Annotated in this window: 11 protein-coding genes; 5 read left to right on the top strand and 6 right to left on the bottom strand. The window is 63.5% G+C overall.

What is annotated here, in order from left to right; all coding sequences use genetic code 11:
• Positions 1 to 12: 12 nt before the first annotated feature.
• Genes lptC through kdsD form a run of 3 tightly spaced genes read right to left on the bottom strand, consistent with a single transcriptional unit; the run spans position 13 to position 2161 of the window.
• Positions 13 to 621: an LPS export ABC transporter periplasmic protein LptC gene (lptC, locus tag B0G73_RS15315; RefSeq protein WP_012431662.1), complete on the bottom strand. Its 609-nt coding sequence runs from the start codon at positions 619 to 621 to the stop codon at positions 13 to 15.
• The gene (locus B0G73_RS15310) at positions 618 to 1178 is read right to left on the bottom strand and encodes an HAD family hydrolase (RefSeq protein WP_106282105.1); all 561 of its coding nucleotides are present in this window, start codon (positions 1176 to 1178) and stop codon (positions 618 to 620) included. The genes lptC and B0G73_RS15310 overlap by 4 nt, the downstream gene beginning before the upstream one ends.
• Positions 1178 to 2161 carry an arabinose 5-phosphate isomerase KdsD gene (kdsD, locus tag B0G73_RS15305; RefSeq protein WP_106282103.1) on the bottom strand — a complete coding sequence of 328 codons (984 nt, stop codon included), beginning with the start codon at positions 2159 to 2161 and terminating at the stop codon, positions 1178 to 1180. The genes B0G73_RS15310 and kdsD overlap by 1 nt, the downstream gene beginning before the upstream one ends.
• A gap of 161 nt (positions 2162 to 2322) precedes the next feature.
• Here kdsD and B0G73_RS15300 point away from each other — a divergent pair, with 161 nt between their 5' ends.
• From B0G73_RS15300 to purU, 5 genes are all read left to right on the top strand, one after another.
• The gene (locus B0G73_RS15300; RefSeq protein ID WP_106282102.1) at positions 2323 to 4326 is read left to right on the top strand and encodes a cation:proton antiporter; all 2004 of its coding nucleotides are present in this window, start codon (positions 2323 to 2325) and stop codon (positions 4324 to 4326) included.
• Between the two features lie 89 nt (positions 4327 to 4415).
• Positions 4416 to 4982 carry an adenine phosphoribosyltransferase gene (locus tag B0G73_RS15295; RefSeq protein WP_106282100.1) on the top strand — a complete coding sequence of 189 codons (567 nt, stop codon included), beginning with the start codon at positions 4416 to 4418 and terminating at the stop codon, positions 4980 to 4982.
• 56 nt (positions 4983 to 5038) lie between these two features.
• Positions 5039 to 5653: a LysE family translocator gene (locus B0G73_RS15290; RefSeq protein WP_106282098.1), complete on the top strand. Its 615-nt coding sequence runs from the start codon at positions 5039 to 5041 to the stop codon at positions 5651 to 5653.
• A gap of 33 nt (positions 5654 to 5686) precedes the next feature.
• Complete coding sequence (locus B0G73_RS15285) at positions 5687 to 6550, top strand: DUF4743 domain-containing protein (protein ID WP_106282096.1); 864 nt, start codon at positions 5687 to 5689, stop codon at positions 6548 to 6550.
• A 100-nt stretch (positions 6551 to 6650) separates the two neighbouring features.
• Positions 6651 to 7520 carry a formyltetrahydrofolate deformylase gene (gene purU / locus B0G73_RS15280; RefSeq protein ID WP_106282094.1) on the top strand — a complete coding sequence of 290 codons (870 nt, stop codon included), beginning with the start codon at positions 6651 to 6653 and terminating at the stop codon, positions 7518 to 7520.
• Positions 7521 to 7601: 81 nt separating this feature from the next.
• On the opposite strand, the gene B0G73_RS15275 is transcribed toward purU, so the two are convergent.
• From B0G73_RS15275 to uvrA, 3 genes are all read right to left on the bottom strand, one after another.
• Positions 7602 to 8828, bottom strand: a complete 1227-nt coding sequence (locus B0G73_RS15275) for a PepSY domain-containing protein (RefSeq protein WP_106282092.1) — start codon at positions 8826 to 8828, stop codon at positions 7602 to 7604.
• 185 nt (positions 8829 to 9013) lie between these two features.
• Positions 9014 to 10099: an AI-2E family transporter gene (locus B0G73_RS15270; protein WP_106282090.1), complete on the bottom strand. Its 1086-nt coding sequence runs from the start codon at positions 10097 to 10099 to the stop codon at positions 9014 to 9016.
• 33 nt (positions 10100 to 10132) lie between these two features.
• Entirely contained in the window at positions 10133 to 13009 is a 2877-nt protein-coding gene (uvrA, locus tag B0G73_RS15265) for an excinuclease ABC subunit UvrA (RefSeq protein ID WP_106282088.1), read from the bottom strand.
• Positions 13010 to 13201 lie beyond the last annotated feature (192 nt).

Raw genomic sequence — 13201 nt, 5'->3', positions numbered from 1 at the left:
GCCTGGAATAGATTACCCGGGTTGCTTGGGCGAGCTGCCGCCTGCTTCGGACGGGGCGATGTTGCCTTTCACGTTGCCGAACAGCTGCATCACCCGGGTGACGTTGTTGTAGTTCATGCCGCTGGCAGTCATCACCGACATGCCGCGCTGAAGTTTAACCGGCTTTTCAGTCTCGATCACATCGTCGTTGACCAGCACCCTAAAATGCTGCGAATCCGCTTGCATCTGCGGATCTCCGTAGCCGGGCGCCCGCACGATGCGCGCGTTGTCATACAGATCGACGATCGACGCGTCGCCGTTCACCTTGCCGGTGTCGCCGGTTGCCGTGACGATCGGCTTGCCGGGCTGGAACGCGCGCATGGCCGGCTTGACCAGGTCGCTCAGCTCGTCGTCTTCGTAATGGATCAGCGACTGGGCGGTCAGCCGGTATTGCGTCGAGCCCGACTGATCGAGTTCGGAAACCGAGAAGTTGTCGGCGAAGTAGTCCGGCGTGTGCTCCTTGGGGCGCACCACGCCTTCGTTCTGCCGGGGCAGGGTGGCTTGCAGCAGCCACCACGTGATACCGGCGAGCGCAGCCATGGCGACCAGCGGAATCAGCGACGTCAGGCGAAACTGGTTCATCCGACGAGGCCCCGCTGTTCGCCGCTACAGGCGGCCGCGAGCAGCGCTTCGTATTTGTGCTGCGCGCGCAGCAGCGTATCCACGACTTCACGCGCCGCGCCGTGGCCGCCGCGTGCCTCGCTGACCCAATGGGCCCGCGCGATCACCTCGGGATGCGAGTTGGCCGGCGCGGCCGCGAAGCCGACCTTCAGCATCACGGCGAGATCGACCCAGTCGTCGCCCATGTAGCCGCATTCTTCGGCGCTCAGGCCGGTTTGCTGCAACAGGTCCGCGAACGCCTGAGGTTTGTCCTGCACGCCCTGATAGACGTGCGTGACGTTCATTTCCTTCGCCCGTACCGCGACGATGCCCGACTTGCGCCCCGTGATGATCGCCGTCTCGATGCCGGCCTCGCGCAGCAGCTTCATGCCGTGGCCGTCCATCGAATGGAAGCCCTTCATCGTGTCGCCTTCCGCCGTGAACAGCAGGCCGCCGTCGGTCAGCACGCCGTCGACGTCGAAAATCATCAGCTTGACGCGGCTTGCGCGTTCGGTCGCGGTGGGCGGAGCAATGGCCATCAGATCACCTTCTTCGAGAACAGGTCGTGCATGTTGAGTGCGCCGATCAGCTTGCCTGCTTCGTCGACGACCAGCATCTGATTGATCCGGTGGCGCTCCATCAGTTCCACGGCTTCCACCGCGAGTTGATCCGGACCGATGGTGCGCGGGCCGGCGGTCATGACCGAGGCGATCGACAGTTCGCGGAAATCGCCGTCGCGTTCGAGCACGCGGCGCAGGTCGCCGTCGGTAAAGATGCCGGCGACGCGCTCATCCTGATCGACGATCGCGGTCATGCCCATACGCTTGGCGGTCAACTGAAACAGCGCGTCGCGCACGGTTGCGTCGGGCGTGACCTTCGGCACCTGGTCGCCGGTACGCATGACGTCGCGGACATAAGTGAGCAGGCGCCGGCCGAGTGCGCCGCCCGGATGCGAGCGCGCGAAGTCGTCGCGGCCGAAGCCGCGCGCGTCGAGCACCGCGACCGCAAGCGCATCGCCGAGCGCGAGCGCGGCGGTGGTGCTGGCGGTGGGCGCAAGATTCATCGGGCAGGCTTCTTTCGCTACGCCGGAATTCAGGTGCACGTCGGCCAGTTGTGCGAGACTCGATGACGGACGGCCCGTCATGGCAATCAGCTTCGCGCCGAGCCGCTTGATGAGCGGCAGAATCGCCACGAGTTCTTCGGTTTCACCGGAATTGGACAGTGCGAGGAACACGTCCTCGGCGGTGACCATGCCGAGGTCGCCGTGGCTGGCTTCAGCGGGATGCACGAAGAATGCCGGCGTGCCGGTGCTGGCGAGCGTGGCCGCGAGCTTGCGGGCCACGTGGCCGGATTTGCCGATGCCGGAAACGACCACGCGCCCGCGACAACCCAGGATGAAGTCGACCGCCCCGACGAAACCATCGTCGAGTTGATCGCGAAGCGCGCGCACGGCGTCCGCTTCGATGTCGAGCACGTCGCGAGCGAGCGCGAGTGCCCGGTCGCCATTGATTTTCGCTATCATTCGCGAAGTATAGCAAAGGCGCCTGTTCGCCGCGCCGGGCCTGCTGTGCCGAGCCGCTGTCTTTATCGCTGCCTTTAACGGCCCCTCAACCTTGTCGCACGGCGTTTCTCGTGCGCGGTTCCGCTGACGAACGAGGACGCTTTACCGATGCGTTTTTGCCGATGATTTCCCCCCTCGAAATGACGCTGTTCCTGCTGCTGGCATCGGTGGCGGGCGTGGTGGTGTTTCGCTTTCTGAATCTTCCGCCGATGCTCGGCTATCTCACGGTGGGCATCGTCGTCGGTCCGCATGCGTTCGGTCTGATTCCCGACTCGGCGGGCGCGCAGAACCTGGCCGAGTTCGGCGTGGTGTTCCTGATGTTTTCGATCGGGCTGGAGTTCTCACTCGCCAAGCTGCGTTCGATGCGCCGCCTCGTGTTCGGCCTCGGCCTGTTGCAGGTGATCGGCACGATCGCGGTGGCGGTCTCGCTCGGCTTCGTGCTGGAGCGCTGGGTGCACATCACGTGGCAGGCGAGCGTGGCGCTGGGCGGCGCGCTCGCCATGTCGTCGACGGCGATCGTCAGCAAGATGCTGGCGGAGCGGCTCGAGATCGAGACCGAGCACGGCCGCAATATCTTCGGCGTGTTGCTGTTCCAGGATCTGGCGGTGGTGCCGCTGCTCATCGTCATCGCTGCGCTGGGCGGCAACTCGGAAGATCTCGTCAGCTCGCTCGGCGTCGCGGCCATCAAGATCGTCGTGGCGTTGTCGCTACTCTTGATCGTGGGCCAGCGCTTCATGACGCGCTGGTTCAACGTGGTGGCGCGGCGCCGCTCGCAGGAACTGTTCATTCTCAATCTGTTGCTGGTGACGCTGGGTTGCGCGTTCATCACGGACAAGTTCGGTTTGTCGCTCGCGCTCGGCGCGTTCATCGCCGGCATGCTGATCGCCGAGACGCCGTACCGGCATCAAGTGGAAGAAGACATCAAGCCGTTTCGCGACGTGCTGCTCGGGCTGTTCTTCATTACCACCGGCATGCTGCTCAATCCGCGCGTGATCTGGGAGCATCCGCTGATCGTGCTCGGCTTTCTGGTTGGCCCGATTCTGCTGAAAGCGATCATGGTGACGGGCCTGTCGCGCCTGTTCGGCGCGTCGCCGGGCGTCGCGATGCGCACCGGCATCGGCCTCGCGCAAGCGGGCGAGTTCGGCTTCGTGCTGCTGAATCTGATTCTCGACAAGCATCTCGTCGACGCCACCCTGCTGCAGGCGATTCTCGCAGCCATGCTGCTGTCGATGCTGGCCGCGCCGTTCATGATCCAGAACGCGGACCGGATCGTGCTGCGGTTGTCGTCGACTGAATGGATGATGCAGTCGTTGCAAATGACGCGCATCGCCACGCAGAGTCTCAAACAAAGCGGTCACGTGATCATTTGCGGCTACGGCCGTGCCGGGCAGAATCTGGCGCGCATGCTGGAACATGAAGGATTGTCGTACGTCGCGCTCGACCTCGATCCCGATCGTGTCGCGGCAGCGGCGGCTGCGGGTGAATCGGTCGTATTCGGCGATGCCGGACGGCGCGAGTCGCTGCTTGCAGCCGGTATCCATCGGGCGGCAACGGTTGCGATCACCTATGCGAATACGCCGTCGGCATTGCGCGTGCTGCACAACATCCACGAACTGGAGCCGACGCTGCCGGTGATCGTTCGCACCGTCGACGACGCCGATCTGGAAAAACTGCTGGCAGCGGGCGCGACCGAGGTGATTCCGGAAATCGTCGAGGGCAGTCTGATGCTCGCCTCGCACACGCTCGTGGTGATGGGCGTGCCGATGCGGCGCGTGGTGCGTCGCGTGGAAGAGATGCGCGATGAACGCTACGCGCTGCTGCGCGGCTATTTCCACGGCGCCGACGACGTGGACGACGACGACGGCCACGAACAGGTGCGGCTACAATCGGTGCCGGTCGACGAAAACGCGGACGCGGTAGGCCGGACGCTCGCGGACCTGGGCCTGTTCGAGATCGGTGTCGAAGTGACGGCGATTCGCCGGCACGGCATTCGCGGCGTCGAGCCGGATCCGTCCACCAAGCTGCGCGCGAGCGACATCGTGGTGTTGCGCGGTTTGCCCGAGCAGTTGGCGGAGGCCGAGGAACGGCTCTCGAAGCACCGGCGCGCAGGCGCCGCCGCGGCCTGAAACTTGCGCTCCGTCCCGGGCAAGTGAGCCTGCCGGCCGCTGCCGGTTTAGTTTTTCATCGGACCTGTTGAGGTCCATCCGGAGACATCATGTCCAACGCGCTCGCGAGCGCGCCGCTCGATGCGGCCGACTACATCAAAAGCCACATTCGCACGGTGCCCGACTGGCCGCAGCCGGGCGTGCAGTTTCGCGATATCACGCCGCTCCTGCAGGAGCCAAAGTCGCTGCGCGTGCTGATCGATCTGTTCGTGCAGCGTTATATCGACGCCGAGCTGGACTACATTGCCGGGCTGGACGCGCGCGGTTTCATCATCGGGCCGATTCTCGCGTATGAACTGAACCTCGGCTTCATTCCGATCCGCAAGGCGGGCAAACTGCCCTACAAGCGCGTCGCGCAATCATATGAGCTCGAATACGGCACGGCGACCGTCGAGATTCATGAGGACGCCTGCAAGCCGGGCGACCGCGTGGTGATCATCGACGATCTGATCGCGACCGGCGGCACGATGATGGCCGGCAAGATGCTGCTCGAGCGCCTCGGCGCGGTTGTCGTGGAAGGCGCAGCGATCATCGATCTGCCCGAGCTCGGCGGTTCGAAGCTGCTCAGCGAGGGCGGCCTCGCGCTTTATACGGTGACCCGATTCGACGGTCATTGATCGCACGCGGCCCTAGCCGCGGTGAACTTCTTCTCGTCCATAAGAAGGTAAGAACGATGCCCAACTTCCTGCTGTTTCTCGCCACATCGATCGCCATTACCATGGCGCCCGGCCCCGACAATCTGCAAGTGCTCGCACGCGGCATCTCGCAGGGCCGCGCGGCGGGACTCGTCGCGGCGCTCGGCTTTGCGGCCGGCATCACGTTTCACACGACGCTCGCCGCGCTCGGCGTGGCCGCGTTGCTGCGCTCGTCGCCGGTGGCCTTTGAAGTCATCAAACTGGCCGGCGCCGCGTATCTGATCTGGATCGGCATCAAGGCGCTGCGCAGCCAGGGTCTGGCGACCGCGCACGAGCGCGCGCCGCAGCCGTTGATGGCGGTGTTTCGCCAGAGTGTGCTCGGCAATCTCCTGAACCCGAAGGTGACGTTGTTCTTCGTGGTGTTCCTGCCGCAGTTCGTGCAGCCGCACGGCACGCAAAGCGTCACGCTGCAGATGCTCGAACTCGGCGTGTTGTTCATGCTGCAGACCGTGGTGGTGTTTTCGCTGTTCGGCGTGTGCGCGGGGATGATCGGCGGTTGGCTGAAACGCCGTCCGCGTGTCGGTGTGTGGCTCGATCGCCTGGCCGGCGCCACGTTCATCGCAATCGGGATTCGCGTCGCGTTGCGTGATTGACGGGATTGCGCGGACATTAGTTTGGAGCGTTAAATGACTTTGCCATGCATTACCGCCGCGCGCCGCTTCGACGTGCAGGCGCATGTGCCGTTCTGTATCGACGCCGAACAGGTCGGCTGGATCCGCACGGGCGATGTGCCATTGCTTGCGCGCTGGCCCGATGTGTTCGATATCGACAGTGGCCGTGTGACTCTGGCGCCCGCATTCAATACGGTGGATTTGCGCAGCGCCGCGCTCGGTTCCGTGATCGGCGCGCTCGCCGCTGAAGACCGCATTCCGGGCTGGCGCAACGAGACCTACGCGATCCGCAATGCGTTCGATGCGCCGCCGCTCGCGTATATCGAGCGCGCGGCGTCGCGCTTCTTCGGAACGATGACCTACGCGGTGCATCTGAACGGCGTCGTAGAATACGCGGATAGCGGGGCGCCCCGTGGCGCGCCGCAATTGTGGATCGCGCGCCGCAGCGACACCAAGGCGACCGACCCGGGCATGCTCGACAATGTCGTGGCGGGCGGGATCGGCTGGGGCTTCGGCGTCGCGGAAACGATCGTCAAGGAATGCTGGGAAGAAGCCGGCATTCCCGAGGAGATCGCCACTCGCGCCGTGGCGGGGCGCACTGCGCATGTGCTGCAAACGTTGCCGGAAGGCACGCAGGCCGAACAGATTTTTATCTACGACCTCGCGCTACCGGCCGATTTCGCGCCGCGCAATCAGGATGGCGAAGTGGGTGAACACCGGCTCGCGCGTATCGACGAAGCGGCGCGCTGGATCGAGGAGGGCGCCATGACCGTCGACGCGAGCCTGGCCACGTTGGATTGCCTGTTGCGCCGCCGCTGGATCGATGAAGACGCGTGTGCCGGCATCGAGGCGTTGTTCGTGCCGCCGGTATTCGCCTGAGCGCCGCATCGGTGCGCGTGCGACGACCATGCCGAAGCGCGCCGCGTCGAACCAGACACACCGAACAAACCACGCATTGAAGAAGGGAGTCACCCAGGTCATGTCGACCGATCACAGCTTTATCCTCAAACTGTCGTGCGCCGACCGGCCCGGCATCGTTCACGCCGTATCGGGCTTTCTGTTCGAGCGTGGCAGCAATATTCTCGACTCCGCGCAGTTCGGCGACAGCCGCACCGGCGAGTTCTTCATGCGCGTGCATTTCCAGCAGGTGGGCGGCGATCCGGGTCTGGGGGCGCTACGCGAGTCGTTCGCGACGCTCGCCGGGCAGTTCGGTATGCGCTGGGAGTTGCACGACGCGTCGGTCAAGCCGCGCGTGGTGATCATGGTGTCGAAGATCGGCCATTGCCTGAACGATCTGCTGTTCCGCTACCGCACCGGCCAGTTGGGTATCGAGATTCCGGCGATCATCTCGAACCACAAGGAGTTCTATCAGCTCGCCGCCAGCTACGACATTCCGTTCCATCATTTCCCGCTGCTGGGCGCCACGCCCGACGCGAAGGCCGCGCAGGAAGCGCGCGTGCTCGAAGTGATCGACGAGCATCAAGCCGACCTGGTGGTGCTTGCGCGTTATATGCAGATTCTGTCGCCGAAGCTGTGCGAAGCGTTGGCCGGCCGCGCGATCAACATTCATCACTCGTTCCTGCCGAGCTTCAAGGGCGCGAAACCGTACTACCAGGCGTTCGATCGCGGCGTGAAACTGATCGGCGCGACCGCTCATTACGTGACGACGGATCTCGACGAAGGTCCGATCATCGAACAGGAAGTGGAGCGGGTCGACCACAGCATGACCCCGGAGCAACTTACGGCGATCGGCCGCGACGTGGAGTGCGTGACGCTGGCGCGTGCGGTGAAGTGGCACGTGGAGCATCGCGTCGTGTTGAACGGCAGCAAGTCGGTGGTGTTTCGCTAAGCGAAAAGCTGTTGCTGGCGGGCTCGGTAAGGAAGGCGGCGTCCGGATGATTCCGGCGCCGCCTTTTTGTTTGCCCGCATTTCAGGAGCGCGCCGCGGACCGGCCCGCTTCACGCGCGAGACTGGCGTTCTGCGCCGAACGGCGGCGCGCGCTCAGCTTCTTCAGCCAGATTAGCAGTCCCGTCGCGCTCAACACGGCGACCGCGATGCCGACAGCGCTAATCAGAATCCGTCCGCCGAGACCGAGGATGCGTCCCGAATGCAGAGGGAATTGCACCTGCACGAAAATATCGCCCGCCGTGCCCCTGCCGGGTATCTGCGCGCCGAGTTGCTTGCCGGTGGCCGCGTCCCAATACATCCACGGAACGCCGAGGCCGAAGTCGCCGTGCTCGTTGCCGGTCGCGTAGAAACCGACGCCGTATGCATGCATGAATTCCGCGTAGTAGATGCCGCCCGGCGCGACGCCGAGGTTCTGCGCGCGGCCTGCCTGCTCGGCCAGTTGCACGATACGTTCGCGGCTCAACACCTTGTCGCCGGGTTGCGGGGCGCGCAGAATTTCCGGGTTGTTGATCGGGTCCGGCGTGAGCTTCGAGAACAACGACACGATGGGGCGCACCACCGGCGCGGAGAGATTCATCGATACCGATGTCAGCGCAACGATCACCAGCAGGCCCCAGATCCACACGCCGCCCGAGCGGTGCAGATCGAAAGTGAACGTATAGCCGCCGCGCCCGAGGCGAAACGCGAACGACTTGCGCCATGCCTTGACGCTCGGAAACGACAGCCACAACGCGATCATGCTGTCGAACAGCCAGATGATGCCGACGATCCCCATCAACCACGTGCCGATGTCCACGCCGCCCGTAAACGGCAGTTGCAGCGTGTAGTGCAGCTTGTAAATGAACGGGATCAGATTGAGCCGCGCGAGCGAGACGGCGCCCCATTCGCGGCGTCCCTGGATCTCGCCGGTGGCCGGGTCGACGGCAATCTGATTGAAGTCGAGCGGGTAGGGCTTTCGGGTGCGCGGGTCGGTTCTCGGCAGCACCATCATTTGCAGCGTATGGCCTGGCTCGGCGGCCAGCGGCAGATACGTCACCTGAAGACGCGAGTCGGCCGCTTCCACACGACGCGCCAACTCCAGGCCCGACAGCGCCGGACCGGCGCTGCGGGCTTTGAAGAAGGCTGGGTTCAGCGCCGCGTCGAGCTCATGGTCCCACGCGATGATCGCGCCAGTCAGGCCGGCGACGAACAGAAACAGCGCTGTGGCGACACCGAACCAGCGGTGCAGACGGACGAGCTGACGCCTCATAGGCGAGCCGTCGCGATGGAGCAGGGCTTGGAAAGGGGTGTCACGGCACACGCTTCGTAAATGGGAATTGTTCGCATCTTATGGGAGTGTTGCCGTGCGCCGCAAGTTTTCCGTAAACGTGCGGCCAATGAAAAACGGCGCCGAAGCGCCGCTGTTTCCGTTCTGGTGGCGCGCTTCCCGCCGCCTCAAACCAACCGCAAGTAGATCAGTTCCCGCTTGATGTACGCATAGAAAATTGGTGCCGCGACCACGCCGGGAAGACCGAACGCGGCTTCCATGATGAGCATGGCGATCAGCAATTCCCACGCGCGCGCCTCGATCTGTCCGCCCACGATGCGCGCGTTCAGGAAGTACTCGAGCTTGTGAATCAGGATCAGGAACACAAGCGACATGACCGCTGCGGGAAAGCTCACCGAGAGCGCCACCGCGACGATGATCGTGTTCGAGATCAGATTGCCGATCACCGGCAGCAAGCCGACGATGAACGTGACCAGCACCAGCGTCTTCGACAACGGCAGCGTGTCGTGGAAGATCGGCAGGATTACCAGCAGGAAGATGCCCGTGAAGGCCGCGTTGATCGCCGAGATCTTTACCTGGGCGAACACGATGCGGCGAAACGCGTCGGCGAAACGTGTCACGCGTGTGACGAACGCCGTGGATAGCGGCAGACGCTGCATATGCTTCTGCGCGCCGACCGCGATGATCGCGCCGATAATCATGCCGATCAGAATATGCGTGAACGCGCGCGCCGCGGTCTTGCCGCTTTGCTGCAACATGTTGGCGTGCGTCTGCATCAGCTCCGCCGCCTTGGTTTTCATCTGTTCGGTATCGACCGGCAGATAGTTGGCGACGAATTGCGGAATCCGGCCGCGCGCCTGGTCGATCAGCTGCATGGCCTGGTCGAGCAGCTTCTGCACGCTCGGCACGTCGTTCTCGAAATGCTCGATGATGCCGAGCGTGAGCCCCGTCAACGCGCCCACGATCACCGTGGCCAGGAACACCACCGCGAGCCAGCGTGCCCGCTTGCTCGACATGTGGCGCTCGATGCGCGGCGCGATGGTGTGAACCAGTTGGAACACCAGCAGCCCGGCGAGCAACGCGCCGAGCAACCGGAGTTCGATGACCGCCCACATGCCGAACAGCATCACGATATAACTGCCGATCTCAACCGCCGACAGCTTCGGCAGGCTCATGTCGCTCGTCAGCCTGACCGGGCGTGGGCGTAGATCCTGCACTTGCCCGTCGTCGCGCGCCTGATTCCGCTTGGCCATGGCTTATTCCGTCTCCAACCGAGTTGTGCCGCGTTACTTACTTTTACTGGCCGCGCGTTTCAGCAGAGGCGCCAGGTACTTGCCGGTAAAACTTGCCTTTGACTTCGCAACTTGTTCCGGCGTGCCTTGGGCGATGATCTGCCCGCCGCCTGCTCCGCCTTCCGGACCGAGATCGATGACCCAGTCCGCAGTCTTTATTACATCGAGATTATGCTCGATGATCACGACGGTATTACCCTGGTCGCGTAATCGATGAATCACTTCGAGCAACAAGGCGATGTCATGGAAGTGCAAGCCGGTGGTCGGCTCATCAAGTATGTATAGCGTGCGACCCGTATCACGCTTGCTCAGTTCCAAAGATAGTTTGACCCGCTGCGCCTCGCCGCCCGACAGCGTGGTCGCCGACTGGCCCAGCCGGATATAACCCAGACCCACGTCCAGCAAGGTTTTCAGCTTGCGCGCAACGACCGGCACCGGCTTGAAGAACTCATAGGCGTTCTCCACCGTCATGTCGAGCACTTCGCTGATGTTCTTGCCTTTGTACTGCACGTCCAGCGTTTCGCGGTTGTAGCGCTTGCCGTGACAGACGTCGCACGGCACGTACACGTCGGGCAGGAAGTGCATCTCGACTTTCAGCACGCCGTCGCCCTGGCAGGACTCGCAGCGGCCGCCCTTCACGTTGAACGAGAAGCGGCCGGCTTCATAGCCGCGTTCCTTCGCCGCGGGCACGCCCGCGAACAGTTCGCGGATCGGCGTGAAGAGGCCCGTGTAGGTGGCCGGGTTCGAGCGCGGCGTGCGGCCGATCGGCGACTGGTCGACGTTGATGACCTTGTCGAAGTGCTCGAGGCCTTCAATCGATTCATACGGCGCCGGCTCCGTGGCCGAGCCGTACAGGTGATGCGCGACCGCGTGGTACAGCGTGTCGTTGATGAGCGTCGATTTGCCCGAACCGGACACGCCGGTCACGCAGGTGAGCAGGCCGACCGGCAGATCCAGCGACACGTGCTGCAGATTGTTGCCGTACGCCTCGACGATTCGCAGGCGCTTATCGTCGGGCTCCTTGCGTTCGTCGGGGAATTCGATGTTGCGCGCGCCGGACATGTACTGCCCGGTCATCGACGCCGCGTTCGCCTGCACCTGTTTGGGCGTGCCCTCGGCGATCACCATGCCGCCGTGTTCGCCCGCGCCCGGCCCCATGTCGACCACGTAGTCGGCCATGCGGATCATGTCCTCGTCGTGCTCGACGACGATCACCGAATTGCCGAGGTCGCGCAGATGCTTGAGCGTGGCGATCAGCCGGTCGTTATCGCGCTGATGCAGGCCGATGGACGGCTCGTCCAGCACGTACATCACCCCGGTCAGCCCCGAGCCGATCTGCGACGCGAGGCGAATGCGCTGCGCCTCGCCGCCCGACAGCGTTTCCGCGCTCCGTTCGAGCGACAGATAATCGAGCCCGACGTTGTTCAGGAACATCAGCCGCGCGACGATTTCCTTGACCACCTTGTCGGCGATTTCGCGCTTCGAGCCTTCCAGACGCAGCGTCTGGAAATAGCCGAGCGCGTCGCGCAGCGGCCAGCCGCTGATTTCGAAGATGCCGCGCGCGTCGCCGTCCGTGCCGATCCGCACGAAGCGGGCTTCGCGCCGCAGCCGCGTGCCGGCGCAGGCCGGGCAGGGCTGATTGTTCTGATACTTGGCGAGTTCTTCGCGCACCGCGACCGAATCGGTCTCGCGGTAACGCCGCTCCAGATTCGGGATGATCCCTTCGAATACATGCTCGCGCACCGAAGTACGGCCGCGTTCATTGATGTACGAGAACGGGATCTCCTGCTTGCCCGAACCGAACAGCAGGATCTTGCGGACTTTCTCCGGCAAGTCTTCGACAGCCGTGTCGATGTCGAACTCGTAGAACGCCGCGAGACTTTGCAGCATCTGGAAGTAGAACTGATTGCGCCGGTCCCAGCCCTTCACGGCGCCCGCTGCGAGCGACAGCGACGGATGCGCGACCACCCGCTTCGGATCAAAGAAGGTGATCTGGCCGAGGCCGTCGCATTCCGGGCATGCGCCCATCGGATTGTTGAACGAGAAGAGGCGCGGCTCCAGCTCCTGCAGCGAGTACGAGCAGATCGGGCAGGCGAACTTCGAGCTGAACAGGTGCTCCTTGTCCGTATCCATTTCGAGCGCGATCGCGCGGCCGTCGGCGAGACGCAGTGCCGTTTCGAACGATTCGGCGAGACGCTGCTTCATGTCGGGGCGCACTTTCAGGCGGTCCACGACCACGTCGATGGTGTGCTTGTCGTTCTTCTTCAGCTTGGGCAGCGAGTCGACTTCATAGATCTTCGCGACGCCTTCATTGGCGGTGCCGCCACCGGAGCGCACGCGGAAGCGGATAAAGCCTTGCGCCTGCATTTCCTCGAACAGTTCGACGTGCTCGCCTTTGCGATTCGCCACCACGGGCGCGAGGATCATCAGCTTCGTTTCTTCCGGCAACGCGAGCGCGGCGTCGACCATCTGCGAGACGCTTTGCGCTTCCAGCGGAATTTCGTGGTCCGGACAGTAAGGCGTGCCGACCCGCGCGAACAACAGGCGCAGATAGTCGTGAATCTCGGTGACGGTGCCGACCGTGGAACGCGGATTGTGCGAGGTCGCCTTCTGTTCGATCGAGATCGCCGGCGACAGGCCTTCGATCAGATCGACGTCCGGTTTCTCCATCAGTTGCAGGAACTGGCGTGCGTAGGCGGAGAGACTTTCGACGTAGCGCCGTTGTCCTTCCGCGTAAAGCGTGTCGAACGCCAGCGACGATTTGCCCGAGCCTGAAAGGCCCGTGATGACAACGAGCTTGTGACGGGGTAAATCGAGGTTGACGTTCTTCAGGTTGTGGGTGCGAGCCCCACGAATACGGATTTGTTCCACGGATTTATTCCATGAACTGGCGGAAAGAGGAAGAGGCTAAACCTGCTACTATAACGACTTTTCAAGACCGCCGTTACGGCTTCCTGACAGCCTGAAGAGGCGTCGAGGCGTGCTGTAAGGCAGCGGTCCAGCGCCGCGGGGAAGACGTCTAACTTGGGGCCATTTTCCGCGAGTACAAGGCAACACGAGGCA

The sequence above is a fragment of the Paraburkholderia sp. BL25I1N1 genome, from assembly GCF_003002025.1.
Lineage (GTDB): Bacteria > Pseudomonadota > Gammaproteobacteria > Burkholderiales > Burkholderiaceae > Paraburkholderia.
This window is presented reverse-complemented; position numbering and strand designations above follow the sequence as displayed.

What these genes read in the sequence shown, in the direction of transcription:
- kdsD (WP_106282103.1), bottom strand. Translation starts at nt 2,161, where the DNA reads ATGATAGCGAAAATCAATGGCGACCGGGCACTCGCGCTCGCTCGCGAC.
- B0G73_RS15295 (WP_106282100.1), top strand. Translation starts at nt 4,416, where the DNA reads ATGTCCAACGCGCTCGCGAGCGCGCCGCTCGATGCGGCCGACTACATC.
- purU (WP_106282094.1), top strand. Translation starts at nt 6,651, where the DNA reads ATGTCGACCGATCACAGCTTTATCCTCAAACTGTCGTGCGCCGACCGG.
- B0G73_RS15285 (WP_106282096.1), top strand. Translation starts at nt 5,687, where the DNA reads ATGACTTTGCCATGCATTACCGCCGCGCGCCGCTTCGACGTGCAGGCG.
- B0G73_RS15270 (WP_106282090.1), bottom strand. Translation starts at nt 10,099, where the DNA reads ATGGCCAAGCGGAATCAGGCGCGCGACGACGGGCAAGTGCAGGATCTA.
- lptC (WP_012431662.1), bottom strand. Translation starts at nt 621, where the DNA reads ATGAACCAGTTTCGCCTGACGTCGCTGATTCCGCTGGTCGCCATGGCT.
- B0G73_RS15300 (WP_106282102.1), top strand. Translation starts at nt 2,323, where the DNA reads ATGATTTCCCCCCTCGAAATGACGCTGTTCCTGCTGCTGGCATCGGTG.
- B0G73_RS15275 (WP_106282092.1), bottom strand. Translation starts at nt 8,828, where the DNA reads ATGAGGCGTCAGCTCGTCCGTCTGCACCGCTGGTTCGGTGTCGCCACA.
- B0G73_RS15310 (WP_106282105.1), bottom strand. Translation starts at nt 1,178, where the DNA reads ATGGCCATTGCTCCGCCCACCGCGACCGAACGCGCAAGCCGCGTCAAG.
- B0G73_RS15290 (WP_106282098.1), top strand. Translation starts at nt 5,039, where the DNA reads ATGCCCAACTTCCTGCTGTTTCTCGCCACATCGATCGCCATTACCATG.